15 protein-coding genes and 1 tRNA gene are annotated in these 18,891 nt (G+C 59.5%); 8 read left to right on the forward strand and 8 right to left on the reverse strand.

Annotated features, from left to right (window positions below; translation table 11 throughout):
• Positions 1–52 precede the first annotated feature (52 nt).
• The 3 genes from BM254_RS03030 (at position 53) to BM254_RS03040 (ending at position 2,593) form a co-directional block, all read left to right on the forward strand.
• Positions 53–961: an MBL fold metallo-hydrolase gene (locus BM254_RS03030; protein WP_091998427.1), complete on the forward strand. Its 909-nt coding sequence runs from the start codon at positions 53–55 to the stop codon at positions 959–961.
• Between the two features lie 157 nt (positions 962–1,118).
• Positions 1,119–1,562 carry a DsrE family protein gene (locus BM254_RS03035; protein WP_091998432.1) on the forward strand — a complete coding sequence of 148 codons (444 nt, stop codon included), beginning with the start codon at positions 1,119–1,121 and terminating at the stop codon, positions 1,560–1,562.
• 68 nt (positions 1,563–1,630) lie between these two features.
• On the forward strand, positions 1,631–2,593 hold the full coding sequence (locus BM254_RS03040) for an SLAC1 anion channel family protein (protein ID WP_091998435.1): 963 nt from the start codon (positions 1,631–1,633) through the stop codon (positions 2,591–2,593).
• Positions 2,594–2,614: 21 nt separating this feature from the next.
• On the opposite strand, the gene BM254_RS03045 is transcribed toward BM254_RS03040, so the two are convergent.
• From BM254_RS03045 to BM254_RS03055, 3 genes are all read right to left on the reverse strand, one after another.
• The gene (locus tag BM254_RS03045) at positions 2,615–3,211 is read right to left on the reverse strand and encodes a cytochrome b/b6 domain-containing protein (RefSeq protein ID WP_091998437.1); all 597 of its coding nucleotides are present in this window, start codon (positions 3,209–3,211) and stop codon (positions 2,615–2,617) included.
• Positions 3,208–4,779 (reverse strand): tetrathionate reductase family octaheme c-type cytochrome, encoded by a 1,572-nt coding sequence (locus BM254_RS03050; protein WP_245777339.1) that lies wholly within the window; start codon positions 4,777–4,779, stop codon positions 3,208–3,210. Before BM254_RS03050 ends, BM254_RS03045 begins: the two co-directional genes overlap by 4 nt.
• A gap of 149 nt (positions 4,780–4,928) precedes the next feature.
• Complete coding sequence (locus tag BM254_RS03055; RefSeq protein ID WP_091998444.1) at positions 4,929–5,474, reverse strand: rhodanese-like domain-containing protein; 546 nt, start codon at positions 5,472–5,474, stop codon at positions 4,929–4,931.
• Positions 5,475–5,829: 355 nt separating this feature from the next.
• Between BM254_RS03055 and BM254_RS03060 the strand changes: the two genes are divergently transcribed.
• The 5 genes from BM254_RS03060 (at position 5,830) to BM254_RS03080 (ending at position 12,864) form a co-directional block, all read left to right on the forward strand.
• Positions 5,830–7,395, forward strand: a complete 1,566-nt coding sequence (locus BM254_RS03060) for a phospholipase D family protein (RefSeq protein WP_425434469.1) — start codon at positions 5,830–5,832, stop codon at positions 7,393–7,395.
• Between the two features lie 95 nt (positions 7,396–7,490).
• On the forward strand, positions 7,491–8,492 hold the full coding sequence (locus BM254_RS03065; protein WP_091998449.1) for an HlyD family secretion protein: 1,002 nt from the start codon (positions 7,491–7,493) through the stop codon (positions 8,490–8,492).
• Entirely contained in the window at positions 8,485–11,220 is a 2,736-nt protein-coding gene (gene rbbA / locus BM254_RS03070) for a ribosome-associated ATPase/putative transporter RbbA (protein WP_091998452.1), read from the forward strand. Before BM254_RS03065 ends, rbbA begins: the two co-directional genes overlap by 8 nt.
• Positions 11,221–11,222: 2 nt before the next feature.
• Positions 11,223–12,341 (forward strand): ABC transporter permease, encoded by a 1,119-nt coding sequence (locus BM254_RS03075; RefSeq protein WP_091999155.1) that lies wholly within the window; start codon positions 11,223–11,225, stop codon positions 12,339–12,341.
• A gap of 10 nt (positions 12,342–12,351) precedes the next feature.
• On the forward strand, positions 12,352–12,864 hold the full coding sequence (locus BM254_RS03080; RefSeq protein WP_091998455.1) for a lipocalin family protein: 513 nt from the start codon (positions 12,352–12,354) through the stop codon (positions 12,862–12,864).
• A 9-nt stretch (positions 12,865–12,873) separates the two neighbouring features.
• On the opposite strand, the gene BM254_RS03085 is transcribed toward BM254_RS03080, so the two are convergent.
• The 5 genes from BM254_RS03085 to glyQ form a co-directional block, all read right to left on the reverse strand.
• Positions 12,874–15,084 carry a DNA/RNA helicase domain-containing protein gene (locus tag BM254_RS03085; RefSeq protein WP_091998458.1) on the reverse strand — a complete coding sequence of 737 codons (2,211 nt, stop codon included), beginning with the start codon at positions 15,082–15,084 and terminating at the stop codon, positions 12,874–12,876.
• Positions 15,081–15,401: a nucleotide pyrophosphohydrolase gene (locus BM254_RS03090; protein ID WP_091998461.1), complete on the reverse strand. Its 321-nt coding sequence runs from the start codon at positions 15,399–15,401 to the stop codon at positions 15,081–15,083. The genes BM254_RS03085 and BM254_RS03090 overlap by 4 nt, the downstream gene beginning before the upstream one ends.
• Before the next feature lie 127 nt (positions 15,402–15,528).
• Positions 15,529–15,605, reverse strand: a tRNA-Pro gene (locus tag BM254_RS03095).
• 102 nt (positions 15,606–15,707) lie between these two features.
• Positions 15,708–17,789, reverse strand: coding sequence for a glycine--tRNA ligase subunit beta (gene glyS / locus BM254_RS03100; protein ID WP_091998465.1), 2,082 nt, complete (start codon positions 17,787–17,789; stop codon positions 15,708–15,710).
• 2 nt (positions 17,790–17,791) lie between these two features.
• The gene (gene glyQ / locus BM254_RS03105) at positions 17,792–18,820 is read right to left on the reverse strand and encodes a glycine--tRNA ligase subunit alpha (protein WP_091998468.1); all 1,029 of its coding nucleotides are present in this window, start codon (positions 18,818–18,820) and stop codon (positions 17,792–17,794) included.
• Positions 18,821–18,891: the final 71 nt, after the last annotated feature.

The following is an 18,891-nucleotide window of genomic DNA, read 5'->3' on the forward strand; positions in this document are numbered from 1 at the left end:
TAATCTAATAACAAAAGGGGAAAACGCACTTACCTATTGAAAGGAGGGTTCGATGAAGACCTTCAGATTGTCCGCTTCCCAAGGCTCAGCATCCCCGGACGTTGCGGGGTTTTTCGATCCGCGCACGTTCAGCGTCCAGTACGTGGTCAGCGATCCGGCAACCCGTCACTGTGCGATCATCGATCCGGTGCTCGACTACGACGAAAAATCCGGAGCCACCGCCACTCACCATGCCGATGAGCTGCTCGACTATGTGCGGGAACAAGGTTTTGAGGTGCAGTGGATTATGGACACCCATCCCCATGCCGATCACTTTTCGGCAGCCCAGTACCTCAAGGGCAAGACTGGTGCTCCCACTGCTATCGGTGGCTACGTCACAGACGTGCAGGAGCTCTGGAAGGGTATCTATAACTGGCCTGATTTTCCGGCAGACGGCCGCCAGTGGGACCACCTGTTCCGTGCCGGTGATGAGTTCTCCATCGGCGAGCTGAAGGGACGAGTACTGTTCTCGCCCGGGCATACCCTGGCATCGGTGACCTACGTAATCGGTGATGCAGCGTTCGTGCACGACACTTTGTTCCAGCCCGACTTCGGGACAGCACGGGCGGATTTCCCGGGAGGCGATGCCCACCAGCTCTGGGATTCGATCCAGGAGATTCTGTCACTGCCGGACGAGACCCGTCTGTTTACCGGCCATGATTACATGCCCGGTGGCCGGGAACCGCAGTGGGAAAGCACAGTTCGTGAACAGAAGGAGGCGAACAAGCACCTGGCGGGTACCAGTGAGGAGGCCTATGTCGCATTGAGAAACAATCGCGACAGCGAGCTGCCAATGCCCAAGCTGATCCTGCATGCCCTGCAGGTCAATACCCGCGGCGGGCGCCTGCCGGAACCGGAGAGTAACGGCCGCCGATACCTGAAAATTCCCCTGGATGCGCTGGAAGGCGCAGCCTGGGACTGACCCCAAACCGGTTTCACAACCCCTTGCCGGGCCTTCGGGCCCGGTTTTTTTGTGCCTGGTTTATGGCCGAAAGTGACTTTGTCACTGAGTGATCGGGATATGCCGCCTATAGTTAAAGTGCGAAACGATCGTAAAACCCGTCAAGGAGGCAATAGCCATGATCAGAAAACTCAAGGTACTGGGCCTGACCGCCCTGCTCATCTGTGTGCCGTTTGTAGCACAGGCTGACAATCACAAGGAAACCGTTGATGAGGTCCTGGTGATTCTCTCCAGCGATTCGCTGCAGACCCAGGGCATGGCCATGGTGCTGTCCAATACCATGGCGGAAAAGGGTGCCAAGGTGAACGTCCTGCTGTGTGACAAGGCCGGTGACCTGGCCCTCAAGTCCTATGAGGCCGAGCCCCTGAAGCCGAAGAATGTGACCCCGGGCCAGATGCTGCGCGGTCTGCTGAAAAACGGCGGCAGTGCCAAGGTGTGCGCCCTGTATCTGCCGAACAGCGAGAACACCAAGGATGACCTGATCGAGGGTGTCGGCGTTGCCATGCCGCCGGAGATGGCGGGCCAGATGCTGAATCCCGCGATGCGCACGTTCACTTTCTGAGCCATGAAACGGTGCGTCGGCGCAGTATGCCGGCGCACGCTTCACAGAACAGGGAGACCAGAGGCGTAATGACCGAGATCCAGCCTTCCCGCTTGCAGAATTTCCCGATTTCCTGGTTTGCCGTGGTCATGGGTATGACCGGGTTCACCATTGCCTGGCACCGGGCCGAAACCCTCTTTGCTCTGCCTGTAAAGCCAAGTCCGATCCTGCTCGGCCTGACTGTTGCTATCTTTCTGGTTCTTGCAGGATTCTACCTGGCCAAGGCGATCAAGTATCCGGATCGGGTCAAAGCCGAATTCGGCCATCCGGTAAAACTCAATTTCTTTCCGACCATATCCATCGGTCTGATCCTGATCAGCATTGCTGTGTTGCCCTACAGTGCTACTATTTCGTTCGGATGTTGGGCAGTGGGCGCCTTTCTGCACCTGACCTTCACCCTGTATGTGTTGTCAGCCTGGTTGCACCATACCCATTTTGAGGTTGCCCACATCAATCCGGCGTGGTTCATACCGATTGTCGGTAACATCCTGGTGCCCATTGCCGGGGTTCAGCATGCCTCGCCCGAGATCTCCTGGTTCTTCTTCAGTATCGGTCTGGTGTTCTGGGTGGTGTTGCTGACCATCATTTTCTACCGGATGTTCTTTCATCATCCGCTGCCGGCCAAACTGCTGCCTACCCTGTTTATCCTGATTGCGCCGCCGGCGGTCGGGTTCATTTCCTGGCTCCAGCTGACCGGCGAGGTGGATGCCTTTGCCCGGATCCTGTACTACAGCGCTATCTTCCTGACCCTGATGCTGATGACCCAGGTTCGGCGTTTCCTGCGGCTGGAATTCTTCCTGTCGTGGTGGGCCTACTCGTTCCCCATGGCGGCTATCACCATTGCCACCTTTGCCATGTATCACCAGCTTGAGCTGGCCTTCTTCAAGGGGCTGGGTGCAGTACTGCTGGTCCTTTTGACCTTGCTGATTGTGGTGCTGGCGGGCAAGACCGCCCAGGCCGTCAGGCGCCGGGCGGTCTGTATCGAGGACTGAGGTATTTCCGGTCTACGGGGATTACTGGTCAAGATCCTCGTAGCCGGTCACCATCGGTTTGATATGGCTGGTCAGGGTGTGGCCCATGGTGGTCATGTAAACGTGGGCAATGATGAACACCAGCATGGCGAAGGCCGCTCCGGTGTGTACCAGCGCCACCCACTCCAGTTCCAGCGCACCGGCGAGGGTTGCCGGCCAGTCGTTATAGAACAGGTAGAGCAGCCCGGTCACCCAGATCACTGGTGAGATCACCACCTTGAAGAACAGGTAAGCCAGCCGTTGCAGCGGGTTATGCTTGGCCTTGGTGGTCTTGCGGTACGGGTGCTCGGCACCGGTGAAGGTGCCGATCAGGTAATAGTGGATGACGGCAAACAGGCCGTTCTTCGTGGGTATGTACTGGCGCCATTCACCGGTGGTGAAGTGCCAGAAGATGGCAAACAGCCAGAGCACGATCAGGGCCCAGGCGGCCAGGGTGTGGATCCGGGCGGCGTCGCCGAACCCCAGCCAGGAATAGCTGCCGTGGATCTCGAACCCGGTGATCAACAGGGTGAAGATCAGCAATGCCTGGCACCAGTGCCAGAAGCGCTCGAAGCGTTTATAGATCATTACCCGGCTCATGAGTGCTTCCTCCCCTTGAAGATCATCCGTGCGATGGCATGGAGAATCACGCCCAGCAGGGTCAGCGCGACTGCCAGCCAGCCAATCCAGTCAAGCCAGACATTGCTGTCGTGCCCGGGCATGTAGATGCCCCCGATACCGGCCAGCCGGCTCTCGGCCGCGTGGCAAGAACCGCAGCGCAGGGCTTGCTCGGCCGGTGGCACCATGTGGGCAATGGGCCAGTACATCCGGGTTTCGACAAAGTCGAACTGGCCACTGAAGGGCATTCCGGACATGGCGCTGCCTGCTTCCAGGGCTTTCTGCCAGTTGAAATTGCTCCACAGGGAGGTGTCATCCGCCCCGAAGACATGGGTGACCAGCAGGGTGCCCAGCTCGGTATCGAAGGGCTGCTTTCCGCGCATCAACTTGAAAGGCCAGATCCGGGAGTCCGGGTCATCCGGACCACCGTCAAAGTGGTTGATGTCCATGGGCGGATTGGACAGGTCCAGTTTTTTATCGATCAGGGTGTACTCCACGGTACCGTCGAACCAGGCGTAGTGCGGTACCACATCCTCTCCGTGGCGGAAGTTGCCTTTCTCGCTCAGGTAACTGACATGCCCGTTCTCGTCGTATTCGGTGATGGGGTTACCATCCTCATCCAGCTTGCCGGCCGTGGACCAGTCCCACCACATCTTGGTGGGGACGCCGCCCCTGGCGAATTCGGGCACATGGCAGGTCTGGCAGGCCAGGGTATCCACATGGTCGTTGAGTTTCTGCTGCTCGTGCGGGCTGGCACCATGACAGGATTCACAGGTGGTGCGGGTCATGTCGGTGTGGCCGGGTACGTCGATACCGACGGTATCCTTGGCCTGGACCTGGTAACGACTGCCGGACACATTGTGTCCCCAGGTGGAATGACAGTCGGCACAGGCAAAGTCCAGCCCTTCCGGCGACATATGCACGTCCAGTGACTTGGGCGGATTCACCAGGGATGAGTCCAGGTCACCGTGCTTGACGCCATCACCGCCACCGCCATAGAAATGGCAGCTGCCGCAGTTTGCCCGGTCGGAGGCGCCAACATTCTGGGCAATATTGGCCAGATCGGGCGGCTGCACCATCTTGCCACTGCCTTTCGGCCATTCCCGGGGAACGTAGGTGGGGTGCCCGGCCAGGGTGGGGAATTTCCAGTAGTCACCGGTGGTGTCGTGGCAGACCAGACAATCCACTGCCGAGTCCGCCTGGGGGGGTGGCTGGTTCATGTCTTCCCAGCCATAGCCGACATGGCAGGAGGTGCAGCGGGCCTCGTTGGTAACCACCATGCCACAGAAGCTGTTGATCACCTTGCTCTTGCCCAGTTGCTGGCCGGTTTCCTGGTGATCGTAGAGCCAGGTCCAGTGGGTGGTGCCCATCACCTGATCGGCCGCTTCGGTGTGGCAGCCCAGGCACGCTTCGGTGACTTCCGTGGCGTCCTCGAAAGGACCCTTGAGCGCTTCGAACTTGCTGTGGTCTGCGGTGGGAGGTGAACGTTCCGCTCCCTGGGCTATGGAAACAACTGCCAAAGCCAGCATGGCCATAAAGGCTGTGACCACTCTTGGCCTGAATCCTACACATCCTGTTGATGCCATGACTCCCTCCACGCTCGGGATTTACCCAGTACAGCATAGTCCATTTTCAGAACAGGGCAGGCCAGAGCTCGAGCTCTGGCCATTGGCGCCCTATCCAGGGTCTGACTTTATTATCAGGGACGATAGATCTTGTCCGGATTGATATCCATGGACCAGGGCAGGCCGGAATTCTGCCAGCCGTTGACAGCACGGAGACCTTTCAGTCGTCCCTCTTTGGCGCTGCTGCCCTGGAAGCCGTGGTCGATGTATTTCACATTGGTGAAGCCCCGCTCCAGAAGATACTCGGCACTGGGCTTGCCCCGGGAGGAACCGGAACGGCACATGGTGATGATCAGGGCATCCCGGTCCAGACCCTTGGCTTCGAGTGCCTTGTCGACATCCGCAACGAAGTCCGGATTGGTATCCATGGCGAACTTGGCTTTTTCTTCACTGAAGCGGGCGCGGTCCACCAGTTTGAACGGAATGTTGGCATCCACGGCATCGGTGAAACCGATGAACATGATCTCGACGGGGTCCCGGACATCAATGAACAGGATCTCATCTCCCTGTTCCTGGGTCATTTTCCAGGTTTCCTCGGGGGTGACAGACAGGGCCTCTTGTGCCTGCGCCTGAAAGACCAGGCCAAAAGTAATCAGCAGTGACAGTAGCAGGGTTTTCATTGCGGTCCCTCCCAGGAGCGGTATCGCTCGTTTCGGATTTGATAAGTCAGGTACAGCCCGGATACGAATACTGAAATCTTAGGTCAGATCTCGGAACCTGTCCCGGGTTCTACCAAAAACAGAATCGAAAGTTGATGCCGGTCAACGGCTGTGAAGACCCGAAACCGACAGGCTTTCGTTTCAGGGCCCAACCAGATTAGCGCCGGGTCTCTGTTATATCAATATGAGTATAAGGTTATTCCATTAAGTATTTATAGCAAGGGTAGTTTGCCGTTTTGTTCCCGAAACCCGAGAGAGCGAATATATTGTCATCAGGAGTCCGAGTTTTCCCTGAAAGGCCCATGTGGTGAGGCGATTGTTGTTACATAATCTGGCAGAGCACCGTCGGCAAATCTGGACAGGATTGGTCATCCTTATGCTCTCGGGTTGTGCCTTGCCACCCTTGGCCGACCGGCCTGACAGCCGATCCATTCCCCAGTCCCAGACCCGGGAAACCGTCCTGGGCCAGGCCATTACCCCGAAAACCGAGGCCCATCCCGGTCAGAGTGGCGTTGTCCTGCTACCGGACCCCTACGATGCCTTTGCCGCCCGGGCCCTGCTCGCCGAGGCGGCCGAAGCCAGCCTGGATGTCCAGTACTACATCTGGCGCCCGGACACCACGGGATCTCTGATGCTTTACACCCTGTACCGGGCGGCGGAACGGGGAGTCAGGGTGCGGCTGTTGCTGGATGACAACGGCATCGCCGGCATGGATGACATCCTGGCGGCCCTGAGTCAGCACCCCAACATCGAGATTCGCCTGTTCAACCCTTTTGTGGTCCGTAATCCCAAGTGGCTGGGTTACTTCACAGATTTCCGGCGTCTCAATTACCGGATGCATAACAAGTCTTTCACCGCGGACAACCAGGCCACAATCATTGGTGGCCGCAACATCGCGGATGAATACTTTGGTGCCGCCCAGGGCGCGATGTTTGCGGACCTGGACGTGCTGGCGATCGGACCGGCCGTGGACGAGGTTTCCCGGGATTTTGACCGATACTGGGCCAGCAGCTATGCACGAACGGCCCGGCAGATCCTGGGCGAGCCCGGCCCGGAACCACTGGCGGCACTGGCGGAGTCATTCAGGACCACGGAGAACAGTGATGCCGCCTCGGTATATGCCCGTACGCTGGAGGATTCGGCGTTCCTGCGAAGCTTGCTTGCCAGGGAACTGGCCTTCAGCTGGGCGCCGGTGGTCATGGTCAGCGATGATCCCGCCAAGGTTCTGGGCGGGAACAACAGGGAGGACCTGCTCAGCCGACAACTGGCGCGGGCGCTGGATGATCCCGAACGGAGCATTACCCTGGTCTCCCCCTATTTCATCCCCCGGGATGCCGGGGTCGAACTGTTCCGGAAGCTCGAAGAGCGGGGAGTTGAGGTGCGGGTTCTGACCAATTCCCTCGAGGCCAATGACGTGGCGATGGTGCATGCCGGCTACAGCAAATACCGCAAACCCCTGTTGCGGGCGGGTGTCGAGCTGTGGGAGATGCGCAGGCTCGATGACGAACCCCCGCGGGAGCGGGACCTGCAGTCCGGCATGATGGGCAGTTCGGCGTCCAGCCTGCATGCCAAGACTTTCGCGGTTGATGGTGAGACCCTGTTCGTGGGCTCGTTCAATTTCGATCCCCGATCCATTCACCTCAATACCGAACTGGGCTTCGTGATCGAGAGCCCGGAACTGGCACGGGTGCTGGAACGCGAATTTGACCAGCAGGTGCGGTTCACCGCTTATCGAGTGGTGCTGAACGAGGATGGCGAACTGCGCTGGCTGGAACAACAGGAACACCGGACGGTGACTTACAGCCATGAACCGGGAACCGGGCCACTGAAGCGGATGCTGGTGTTTTTCTGGTCGCTGATGCCGATCGAGTCCCTGCTGTAATGCGACTAAACTGATGGGTATCAACAAACCACTGAACACTTCTGTTCCATTAATAGTAAGCTACACGTCTTGAATACCTTGACCAGGGAAGATCAATGCCTGATTCCAAAGCCGGGCCTGGCCCGAAAGTCCTTGTTGTACTGATTATTACCATTCTGATTATTGCGATCGTTATCTGGAAGTTTGTGTCAGTAAACAATGAAATGCCCGGGTACATTGCCTCCGGAAATGGCCGTATCGAAGCGACCGAAGTTGATATTGCCACTCGTATACCGGGCCGTCTGAAGAGTTTCTTTGTTGAGGAAGGTGACCTGATTGAAGCAGACACCTCGATTGCAGAGATGGATACTGACGAGCTGAAGGCAAAACTGGCGGCCGCAAATGCCAATCTCAGTCAGGCGTTGCAAGGCAGACGTCTGGCCGAGGCCACGGTTATACAACGGGAAAGCGAGCTGCGTCTTGCCAGGGCTGAGTTGGCAAGGTTCGAAGCCCTGATGGAAAAGGGGCATGTTTCCCGGGAGCAGATTGACCAGGCGCGGACTGCGGCGGAGACGGCCGCTGCCGCCCTCCAGGCTGCCCGGGTGCAGGTTGCCTCTGCCGACGCCGGTATTGAAGCCGCCCGCGCCGCTATCCGGCAGATCCAGACCAATATCGACGACAGCCAGCTTTCCACCCCGGTGGGCGGCCGAGTGCTCTACCGGTTGGCGGAACCCGGCGAGGTACTGGCGGCTGGTGGAAAAGTGGCGACGGTACTGGATGTGACCGATGTGTACATGACCATCTTCCTGCCTACGGCCCAGGCTGGCAAAGTGCGGGTCCGCTCGGAAGCGCGCATCATTCTGGATGCCCTGCCGGATTACGTGGTGCCGGCGGAGGTCAGCTTTGTCGCGGCAGAAGCCCAGTTCACCCCCAAGTCGGTGGAAACCCGCAGCGAGCGGGAAAAACTGATGTTCCGGGTGCGCATCCGCATCAATCCGGACCTGCTCAAGGCCTACCGGGACCGAGTGAAAACCGGTGTGCCGGGCGAAGCCTACGTGCGCCTCGATGAAAGCCTGCCCTGGCCTGACAGCCTGAAGGTGAGCCTGCCCAATGACTGATACCGTAGCCCGGCTGGAAGGAATCAGCCACCGCTACGGGGAAACCGCTGCGCTGTGCGACATAACGCTGGATTTCCCCGCTGGCTGCATGGTGGGCCTGATCGGCCCGGATGGTGTCGGTAAATCCACCCTGCTGGGGCTGATTGCCGGGGCTCGTGAATTGCAGCAGGGCAGCCTGCAGGTGCTGGGCGGCGACATGGCCAGCCACCGGTTTCGCAACCGGGCCGCTCCCCGCATTGCCTATATGCCCCAGGGCCTGGGTGGCAACCTGTACCACACCCTGACGGTGGATGAGAACATCGCCTTCTTTGCCGACCTGTTCGGCCTTACCGGCGCCTCCCGCAAGCAGCAGATCGACCGCCTGCTGGATGCCACCGGTCTGCTGGCCTTCCGGGAACGCCCCGCGGGCAAGCTCTCGGGCGGCATGAAACAGAAGCTGGGGCTGTGCTGTGCACTTATCCACAACCCGGACCTGCTGATTCTGGACGAGCCCACCACCGGCGTAGACCCGCTCTCCCGCAAACGCTTCTGGGACCTGATCGATACCATCCGCGGGCAAAGCGCCGGCATGAGCGTGCTGGTAGCCACCGCCTACATGGAAGAAGCAGAACGCTACGACTGGCTGGTGGCCATGGACGCCGGCCAGGTACTGGCCACCGGCTCCCCGGCCGAGCTGCGCCAGCAAACCCGCACCGATAACCTGGACGACGCCTTTATCGCCCTGTTGCCGGACAGCCGCCGGGAAGAGGAGCTGGGAATGCAGGCATCGGCAGAATCGGCACCTTCGCCGGCACCCGAAAATGGCACTCCGGCCATCGTGGCGGAGAACCTGACCCTTAAGTTTGGCAGTTTCACTGCAGTTAAAGACGTCAGCTTCGCCATCCCGAAAGGCGAGATCTTCGGTTTTCTGGGTTCCAACGGCTGCGGCAAAACCACCACCATGAAAATGCTCACCGGCCTGCTGACCCCGACCGAGGGCAAGGTGGCGTTGTTCGGCGAGCCGCTGGATGCTAAAGACCTGGCCACCCGCCGCAGGGTGGGCTATATGTCCCAGTCGTTCTCCCTTTACGGCGAGCTGACCGTGCGTCAGAACCTGGACCTGCACGCCCGGCTGTTCCACCTGCCGGAGCCGAAGATTGCCGAGCGCATCAGTAGCCTGACCCGGGAATTTGGTCTCGAAGAGGTGCTGGACCACCAGGCCGGCTCCCTGCCGCTGGGGGTACGCCAGCGCTTGTCCCTGGCGGTGGCGGTGGTGCATGAACCGGAGCTGCTGATTCTGGATGAACCCACGTCGGGCGTAGACCCAGGTGCCCGTAACCGGTTCTGGCAACTGCTGTTGCGGCTGTCCCGGGAAGACGGAGTCACCATCTTTATCTCCACCCATTTCATGAATGAAGGCGAGCGCTGCGACCGCATCTCGCTGATGCACGCCGGGGAAGTACTGGCATGCGACACGCCCGAAGCGCTGATCGAACAAACCGGCAGCGACAGCCTGGAAGGCGCGTTTATGACCACCCTGGAAACGGTAGACAAGGAACCGGAAAGCCAGAACGGCGGCAAACTGCTGAGCCGGGACAGCGGCCAGCCGGAACGCCACAAGGTCTTCAGCCCGCAACGGCTGCTGGCCTACGGCCGGCGTGAAGCCCGGGAACTACTGCGGGACCCGATCCGCATGGCCTTTGCCTTTATCGGTTCGGCCCTGCTGATGCTGATACTGGGCTACGGTATTACCCTGGATGTGGAAGACCTGCCCTTTGCGGTGCTGGACCGGGACCAGACGCCCCAGAGCCGGAATTACACCGCGGCTATTTCCGGCTCCCGTTACTTTGTTGAGCAACCGGCGCTGTCGTCGTCCGAGGAGCTGGAGCGGCGCATGCGTTCCGGGGAGCTGAGCCTGGCCATCGAAATCCCCTCCGGCTTCGGCCGGGATATGAAACGGGGCCGCGACACCGAGCTGGCGGTGTGGGTGGATGGCGCCATGCCGTTCCGCGGTGAAACCATCCTCGGCTACGTGCAGGGCATGCACATCAGCTACCTGAGTGAACAGGCCCGGCGTGCCTGGGGCGAGGTGCCCAGCCTGAGCCTGGTCAGCCTGGAAGACCGCTACCGCTACAACCAGGATTTTCGCAGCCTGGATGCCATGGTGCCGGCGGTGATTCCGATCCTGCTGATCTTCATTCCCGCCATCCTGATGGCCCTCGGCATTGTCCGGGAGAAAGAGCTGGGCTCCATCACCAACCTGTACGTCACCCCGGTCACCCGGCTGGAATTCCTGCTGGGCAAGCAGTTGCCCTACATTGCCTTCAGCATGGTCAGCTACGCCAGCCTGGTGCTGCTGGCGGTGTACCTGTTTGATGTACCCCTGAAGGGCGGCCTGCTCACCCTCACCTTCGGTGCCCTGCTGTTTGTGACCGCCACCACCGCCCTGGGCCAGGTGATGTCCACCTTTGCCTCCACCCAGATTGCCGCTCTGGCCGCCACTGCCATACTCACCATCCTGCCCACCGTGCAGTTCTCCGGCCTGACCGAGCCGGTATCCTCCCTGAGCGGTGCCGGTGCCTGGATCGGCCCCTTCTGGCCGGCCACCTGGTTCCTGCAGATTAGCCGGGGCGTGTTCACCAAGGGCCTGACCCTGGCGGATATGGAGGGGGCGTTTCTGGCGTTGGCGGCGTTCATTCCGGTGCTGACCGGCCTGGCCATGGTATTGCTACGGAAACAGGGGCGCTGATGATGGAATCTCTCGGGAATATCTGGCATCTGGGCATCAAGGAACTGCGCAGCCTGTGGCAGGACAAGGTGCTGATGGTGTTCGTGCTGGTGGCCTTCACCCTGATGATCTACACCGCAGGCTCCGCCGGTTCCATGGAGCTGCACAACGCCCCGGTGGCGGTGGTGGATGAAGACCAGACCGTGCTCTCCGGCCGGGTCATCAATGCCCTGCAGCAGCCCTGGTTTCTGCCGCCGGACATGGTGCGCTATGACGAGATCGACGAGTTGCTGGACAAGGGTAGCCACACCTTCGCCCTGGTGATCCCGGAAGGCTTCGAGCGCAAGGTGCGCCAGGGCCAGCAAGTGAGTCTGCAGCTGAACATCGACGCTACCCGCATGAGCCAGGCCTTTATCGGCACCACCTACATAGAACGCTTCGCCATGACCGAAGTGGCGGAATTCCTGCAGCCGGGCAGCTCAAGTGACGGCCTGCCGGTGACCCTGGTCACCCGCGCCAGCTTTAACCCCAACCTGGACGGCACCTGGTTTGGTGGCGTGATGGAACTAATTACCCAGGTCACCCTGATCAGCATCATCCTGACTGGCGCGGCGCTTATTCGCGAGCGGGAGCACGGCACCGTGGAACACCTGATGGTGATGCCGCTGCGGCCGTTCGAGATTATGGCCTCCAAGGTATGGGCCAACGGCCTGGTGGTGTTGGTGGCGGCGTCTGTGTCTATCACCCTGGTGATTCAGGGCTGGCTGAACGTACCCATCGCCGGCTCCGTGTGGCTGTTCCTGCTGGGGGCATTGATTCACCTGTTCTCCACCACCGCCATCGGCATCCTGATCGGCACCGTGGCCCGCACCATGCCCCAGTTCGGCCTGCTGCTCATTCTCACCATCCTGCCCTTGCAGCTGTTATCCGGCGGCATAACCCCCCGGGAAAGCATGCCAGACCTGGTACAGAACCTGATGCTGGCGGCCCCCACCACCCACTTCGTGAGCATGGCCCAGGCCATTCTTTACCGGGGTGCCGGGCTGGAGGTGGTGTGGCCGCAAATGCTGGCGTTGGTGGCCATTGGCGTAGTGTTTTTCTCCACCGCTCTGATACTGTTCCGCAGACACCTGTCGGTTTGAGGATAACACCATGAAAGCACTGAGCCTGACTGCTGTCACCCTGCTGCTACTGGTTGGCTGCACCGGCCTGCCCGAAGGCATTCAGCCGGTCACCGGCTTCGACAAAGACCGTTACCTGGGCACCTGGTACGAAATCGCCCGCCTGGACCACTCCTTCGAGGAAGGCCTGAGCAAGGTGACCGCCGAGTACACCCTGAATGAGGACGGCAGCATCAAAGTAATCAACCGGGGATATAACGCTGAAGAAGGCAAGTGGGAACAAGCCGAAGGCCGCGCCGTGTTTGTGGGCGACAGCGATGTGGGCCACCTGAAAGTGTCCTTCTTCGGACCCTTTTACGGCTCTTACGTGGTGTTCGGCCTGGATGAGGATTACTCCACGGCTTACCTGACCGGCTACAACCGGGATTACCTGTGGTTGATGTCCCGTACGCCGGAGGTGAGTGACGAGGTGCTGGAGGCGTTCAAGGCCCGGGCTGAGGCGGAGGGGTTTGAGCTTGGGGAGTTGATTGTGGTGGAGCAGTGAGTGTGTACATCACTGGTCAATCACACAAAGGAACTCCCCTACCACTCGGTACTGAAGAGCTTCTTGATCGGTCACCTCAATGGGCTGAAAGATGTCATCGTATGAATTAGGTTTCAGCTGAATACGGGTATGGCGCCAGCCGTGTTCGTCTTCAGTTTTGAAGCTTTCGTACACCTTCACTGTGTAGCGTGAGTCGGAGTCGGTATCAATGCTGTCTATGCATTCAACCAGCACTGTCTTGCCGTTTCGGGAACCGCCGCGGTCGCTCCGGAACAGGCACAGGGCACCATTGGGGATTACCCGATTCATGGATTCGCCGAAGACTCGGCAGGCATACATGTCTTTGTGTACGGGGACTCCCGTGGGCACAACGACCCAGTCTTGGTGATTGGTGGGGTCAAGGTCACTGACATCCTTGAGTGCACCGAAATCCCCTGCTGCGGCTTGGAGGTCGAACAGTGGTACTGCATTTACATAGGGTTCGAGCTCAATCGCCTTAAGGGGTTCAGGCCTTGCTGCATTGGTAACGTGGACTGGAATGTGTTGTTTCAGATAATCCCGCAGTGCTTTGTCACAAGCGTAGACAAAGGTTCCGCGGATACCCCGGAGCATAATGGTACGGTAGATATTGATGATGTACTGCTTCAGCTCTGCCGGGTCTTTGATGCCCTGTCCACCGGTGCGGTCGTGGTAGTTGTCCTTTTGGATCACAATAGACTGGCTTTCCGGGTCATACCGGATCTCTTCACCAAAGATAATGCCGGCGTAATTCAGGTCGTACCCCTGAGTGGTATGAATGCAGCCGACTTCCCTGTGGGAGCCTGCTTTATTGATCCAGTCGGTATTGGTGCTGTTCCAGCGTAGGCGAACATCGTCGATGACTATGTCATAGGCTTCACCGTCCTTCCTGGAAGCCCAGGGCCACGAATAGCCAGCAATCAGCCGGGATAGTCCTACCTGCTCCTCTTTCTCGTTTATAGTGCTGACCATGTCACTGAGGGAATCGAACACTTCAAACTCATAGTTTTTGGCGGCGAATACCTCACCTTCATCAACACGGCCGTCAAGCAACTTATCCACAAACTCCACATAGGGCTGACCGGCTTTGACCCGGAACTGGGACAGCAACTGGTGCGTCACTGAGCCTCTGGCAGATTTTAGCCGCTGGAAAACCTCCACATCGGCATCGGAGGGTTTGATGGACTGGCCTTCGTCATAGAAGAAAATCGCCTTGTCCGCCTGCAGGCAAACCCAGTCGACTTCGCTGCAGGTATGCTTGTCTATACCCAGCGTAGCCGCAGCTTTGTCAAAACTGCCAAAGTACGCGCCCAGATTCTTGCGCTTGCGCAAACGGTGAGACTCATCCACCAGTACAATATCGTAGTGCTGTTTGGTCAGCTCAGATGGGCTGATCACCATGTTGGGGCTAAGTCCGGAAACATGCTTGAACGCCTTCTTCAAGGTGGTTCGGAAGGAGGTCATCGGTACCACCAGCGCCATTTTCGGCTTGGGAAGGGATTCTCTGAGTGACGCCAACAGAGACTGGATTTCGGCCTCTTCGTCAGAGAATTCTCGGAGATTGATATGGTGATCTTCTGAGTTGAGCAGTTTGAACAGAAAGATTGCTAACACGGACTTGCCGGTTCCGGCTCCCCCTTCCACCACAATGTTCTGCACACCGGGGTTGGTCAGCTCATGCAGTATGGTGAGCAATCCCTGACGTTGGTCGAAAGACAGGGATTTGTAGGGGGAGTATTTGAAGACATCGGAGTTATCAAGATGGTCCAGGGTGCGGGATACAACACCCTTGGCAATCAACCGGTTCCAGACTTCCCGGAATACCTCTTCATAAAGTGCATCGCGCTGGTAATAGTTGTGATCAGCCAGCCCCAGGTTGCCGTTCAGCAGGGTGTATTTGCCGTCGGCGGCCATGTATTTGATCAGCAGGGATTCTACATCCAGGGTAGCGGATTTGTTGAAATACTCGCTGGTGATCAGATGAGCCGCGGTAAGCAGCTGCTTCTCATCGTGTTTTAGGTGTGTGCTCATGCGGGTGAGCGTATCGGTGGTCTCGCCGATGTAGGCGCGCCGGTGCTTTTCGTCACTGAGAACGTACACCAGTGGCCAGTTGCCCGCGGCAAACGCATTGTCACGCAAGTCGTCCAGAGCTTCCCGGCTGAATGGGTAGCGCTGAATTTCTACCAACGGCGAGTGACTCATAGCTCGGTGTATTTCTTTGCTGTTCCCTTGGCTTTGCTTATAGGGTATTTCTTTTCGTTCAGTGCAATCTTGTCCAGAACAATCTGTTCAACGTCCAGCTCATAGCTGTCTGCCAGTAGCAGCGCATAAGCGATGACATCGGCCAGCTCTTCCTTCACTTTACCGATATCGGCCTGATCAGGTGATTTCCACAGGAAAAGCTCGAGCAGTTCCGCCGCCTCTATACTCAATGCCAGGGAGAGGTCCTTTGGGTTATGGAACTGCTTCCAGTCTCTGTCATCCCGGAATTGTCGTAGTCGGGCAATCGCCTCATTCATCAAAATAACCCCTTTGATCTCTAGCAGATTTATAGAGGATACAGAAATTCGGCGGCTTCAGGTGCAAGAACCTGACAGGGAAACGGTGTTGCGAATTATAAAAAGGAGATACAGAAAGGCGGGAAAGTGGTCGGCGTGGCAGGATTCGAACCTGCGACCCCTTCGTCCCGAACGAAGTGCGCTACCAAGCTGCGCCACACGCCGAACAACGGCCGGTATTATACGGATTAAACGAGTTTTGGCTACCCCTCGGGCGGGGAATTTTCGTCCGTATAACTGCGGAGACCGGCCGTATCGCCTTCCCTGTTACCCGGCGGTGGGCAACAGGGAGATGTCCGCCACCCGCAGGAACAGGTTGCGCAGGCGGTTGAGCAGCGCCAGGCGGTTGTTGCGGATCGCCTCATCCTCGGCCATGACCATGACCTCATCGAAGAAGGTATCCACCGGTTCCCGCAGGCTCGCCAGGGAGCTCAGGGCACTGGCGTAGTCCCCTTTTTCGAACAGCGGCAGGACCTTCTGGGCTTGCTCTTCCACCTGGGCCGCCAGGGTCTTTTCCTCGGCATCCTGCAGCAGGTTCTCGTCCACGGTTTCCCCGATGCTGTCACCACCCTGCTTGGTCAGGATGTTGGAAACCCGCTTGTTGGCGCCTGCCAGGGCCTGGGCCTCGGGCAGCTGGCGGAAGGCTTCCACGGCCTTGACCCGGCGATCAAAGTCCAGCGGTTTGGTGGGCCGGCGGGCGTGTACCGCCAGGTAAACCTCGGCGCCGATGCCCTGCTCTTCGTAGTGGGCGCGGAAGCGCTCGAGCATGTAGTCCACCACGGTGGTGGCGGTGTTCTGCTCGGTCAGCACGCTGAAGTTTTGCTCGGCCCACTCGCAGACGGTCTGCAGGTCCAGCGGCAGCTCACGCTCGATGATGATGCGCAGCACGCCCAGGGAGGCCCGGCGCAGGCCGAACGGATCACGGGTGCCCGAGGGCGGCTGGTTGATGCCGAACAGGCCCACCAGGGAATCAATTCGGTCGGCGATGGCGACGGCGCAGCCGGTCAGGGTGCCGGGCAGGTCATCACCGGCAAAGCGCGGCATGTACTGCTCGTTCAGCGCTTTGGCCACGTCCTCGTGCTCGCCGTCGTTGGCAGCATAGTACTGGCCCATGATGCCCTGTAGGTCGGTGAACTCCAGGACCATCTCGGTGACCAGGTCGGTCTTGGCCAGCATGGCAGCGCGCTCGGCCAGGGCCGGATCGCTGTTGATCGCCTCGGCGATCTTCTTCGCCAGGGCGGCAACCCGCACGGACTTGTCGTAAATGCTGCCCAGCTTCTCCTGGAACACGATCGGCTTGAGGGACTCGATGCGGTCTTCCAGCCGGGTCTTGCGGTCGGTGTCGTAGAAGAAGGCGGCGTCGGCCAGGCGCGGGCGGATCACTTTCTCGTTGCCGGAGATGACCTGACTCGGGTCCTTGCTTTCCAGGTTGGCCACGGTAATGAACAGCGGCAGCATCTTGCCGTCCCTGTCCACCACGTGGAAGTATTTCTGGTGTTCCTTCATGGAGGAAATCAGGGCTTCTGCCGGAACCTCCAGGAAGCGCTCCTCGAACCGGCCCATCAGCGGCACCGGCCATTCGTTCAGGGCGGTAACCTCGTCCAGCAGGTCCTCGTCGATGACCGCCTTGCCGCCGGCTTCCTTCTCGGCCAGGGCAGTAACACCGGCGCGGATATGCTCCCGGCGCTCGGCGAAGTCCGCCAGCACATAGCCTTCCTGCTTGAGTACCACCTCGTAGTCATTCGGTGTCGGCACGATCAGCGGTTTCGGGCAGTGGAACCGGTGGCCGCGGGTGGTGTTGCCGGGCTTCAGGCCCATGATGGAGGCGTCGATCACCTTGGTGCCGAACAGCAGGACCAGCCAGTGGACCGGCCGGACAAATTCGGTGCGGTAGGCACCCCAGCGCATGCGCTTGGGAATGGGCAGAGCGGCCAGGGACTGCTCCACCAGTTCCGGCATCAGTTCCACGGTCGGCCGGCCTTTTTCCACGGTGCGATAGACCACCCAGGCACCCTTGTCGGTTTCCATGGTGTCGAGCTGGTCCGGGGTGATGCCCAGGGAGGTGGCGAAACCGGTCAGCGCCCGGGTCGGGTTGCCGGAGTCGTCGAAGGCGGCCTTGACCGCCGGGCCACGCTTCTCCACCGGCTTGTCCGGCTGGGCGTCGGCCAGGTCGCGGACCCGGACAGCCAGTCGGCGCGGAGCGGCAAAGGCTTCGACCTTGCCGAACTCGATGCCGGCATCTTCGAGGCCCTTGGCGATACCCCGGGTAAAGGCATCAGACAGTGGCTTGAGGGCCTTGGGGGGCAGTTCTTCGGTGCCCAGTTCAACCAGAAAATCCTGTGTAGCCATGGTTATGCGTTCCCCTGTTCCTGCTGTGCCTTCTTCGCTTTCTTGCCTTTCTTCTTGCCGTTGGCCTTGGCCTCAGCGGCTTCTGCCGCAGACAGCACTTCCTGTTTCAGGGCCTCCGGGGCCAGCGGGAAGCCGAGCTTGCGGCGGCTGTCGAAGTAGGCCTGGGCCACGGCACGGGCCAGGGTACGTACGCGCAGAATGAAACGCTGACGCTCGGTCACGGAGATGGCGTGGCGGGCATCCAGCAGGTTGAAGGTGTGGGAGGCTTTCAGAACCTGTTCATAGGCCGGCAGCGGCAGGCCGGCCTCGATCAGCCGGGCACTCTCGCGCTCGTGGACGTCGAAGCTGTGGAACAGGAACTCGGTATCCGCCTGCTCGAAGTTGTAGGTGGACATCTCCACTTCCTGCTGGTGGAACACATCACCATAAGTGACGACGCCATCCGGGCCTTCGGTCCACACCAGGTCATAGACGCTGTCCACGCCCTGCAGGTACATGGCGATCCGCTCGAGGCCGTAGGTCAGCTCGCCGGTCACCGGATAGCACTCCAGGCCGCCCACCTGCTGGAAGTAGGTGAACTGGGTCACTTCCATGCCGTTGAGCCAGATTTCCCAGCCCAGACCCCAGGCGCCGAGGGTCGGGGATTCCCAGTTGTCCTCGACGAAACGGATGTCGTGGACCAGCGGGTCCAGGCCCAGGGCCCGCAGGGAATCCAGGTAAAGCTCCTGGATGTTGTCCGGGGACGGCTTCAGGACCACCTGGAACTGGTAGTAGTGTTGCAGACGGTTCGGGTTTTCCCCGTAACGGCCGTCGGTGGGACGACGGCTGGGCTGAACGTAGGCCGCATTCCAGGTCTCCGGACCGATCGCCCGCAGGAAGGTGGCCGGGTGGAAAGTACCGGCGCCCACTTCCATATCCAGGGGCTGGAGAACCACGCAGCCGTGCTGCGCCCAGAAATTCTGCAGAGCCAGGATCAGACCCTGGAAGGTCTTGATATCCGGCGCGGAGTTGTTCGTTGCCTTGTCTGTCACGACGTTTGCCTGCTGATTCAGTCTGTGTGTGGCGCCCCGATCATCCTCCGGGGCACTCCGAAAAAAGGCGC

This window comes from Marinobacter pelagius (assembly GCF_900114925.1).
Taxonomy (GTDB): Bacteria; Pseudomonadota; Gammaproteobacteria; order Pseudomonadales; family Oleiphilaceae; genus Marinobacter; species Marinobacter pelagius.

Coding starts and splice junctions, on each gene's coding strand:
- BM254_RS03030 (WP_091998427.1), top strand. CDS start 53: ATGAAGACCTTCAGATTGTCCGCTTCCCAAGGCTCAGCATCCCCGGAC.
- BM254_RS03035 (WP_091998432.1), top strand. CDS start 1,119: ATGATCAGAAAACTCAAGGTACTGGGCCTGACCGCCCTGCTCATCTGT.
- BM254_RS03040 (WP_091998435.1), top strand. CDS start 1,631: ATGACCGAGATCCAGCCTTCCCGCTTGCAGAATTTCCCGATTTCCTGG.
- BM254_RS03045 (WP_091998437.1), bottom strand. CDS start 3,211: ATGAGCCGGGTAATGATCTATAAACGCTTCGAGCGCTTCTGGCACTGG.
- BM254_RS03055 (WP_091998444.1), bottom strand. CDS start 5,474: ATGAAAACCCTGCTACTGTCACTGCTGATTACTTTTGGCCTGGTCTTT.
- BM254_RS03065 (WP_091998449.1), top strand. CDS start 7,491: ATGCCTGATTCCAAAGCCGGGCCTGGCCCGAAAGTCCTTGTTGTACTG.
- rbbA (WP_091998452.1), top strand. CDS start 8,485: ATGACTGATACCGTAGCCCGGCTGGAAGGAATCAGCCACCGCTACGGG.
- BM254_RS03075 (WP_091999155.1), top strand. CDS start 11,223: ATGGAATCTCTCGGGAATATCTGGCATCTGGGCATCAAGGAACTGCGC.
- BM254_RS03080 (WP_091998455.1), top strand. CDS start 12,352: ATGAAAGCACTGAGCCTGACTGCTGTCACCCTGCTGCTACTGGTTGGC.
- BM254_RS03085 (WP_091998458.1), bottom strand. CDS start 15,084: ATGAGTCACTCGCCGTTGGTAGAAATTCAGCGCTACCCATTCAGCCGG.
- BM254_RS03090 (WP_091998461.1), bottom strand. CDS start 15,401: ATGAATGAGGCGATTGCCCGACTACGACAATTCCGGGATGACAGAGAC.
- glyS (WP_091998465.1), bottom strand. CDS start 17,789: ATGGCTACACAGGATTTTCTGGTTGAACTGGGCACCGAAGAACTGCCC.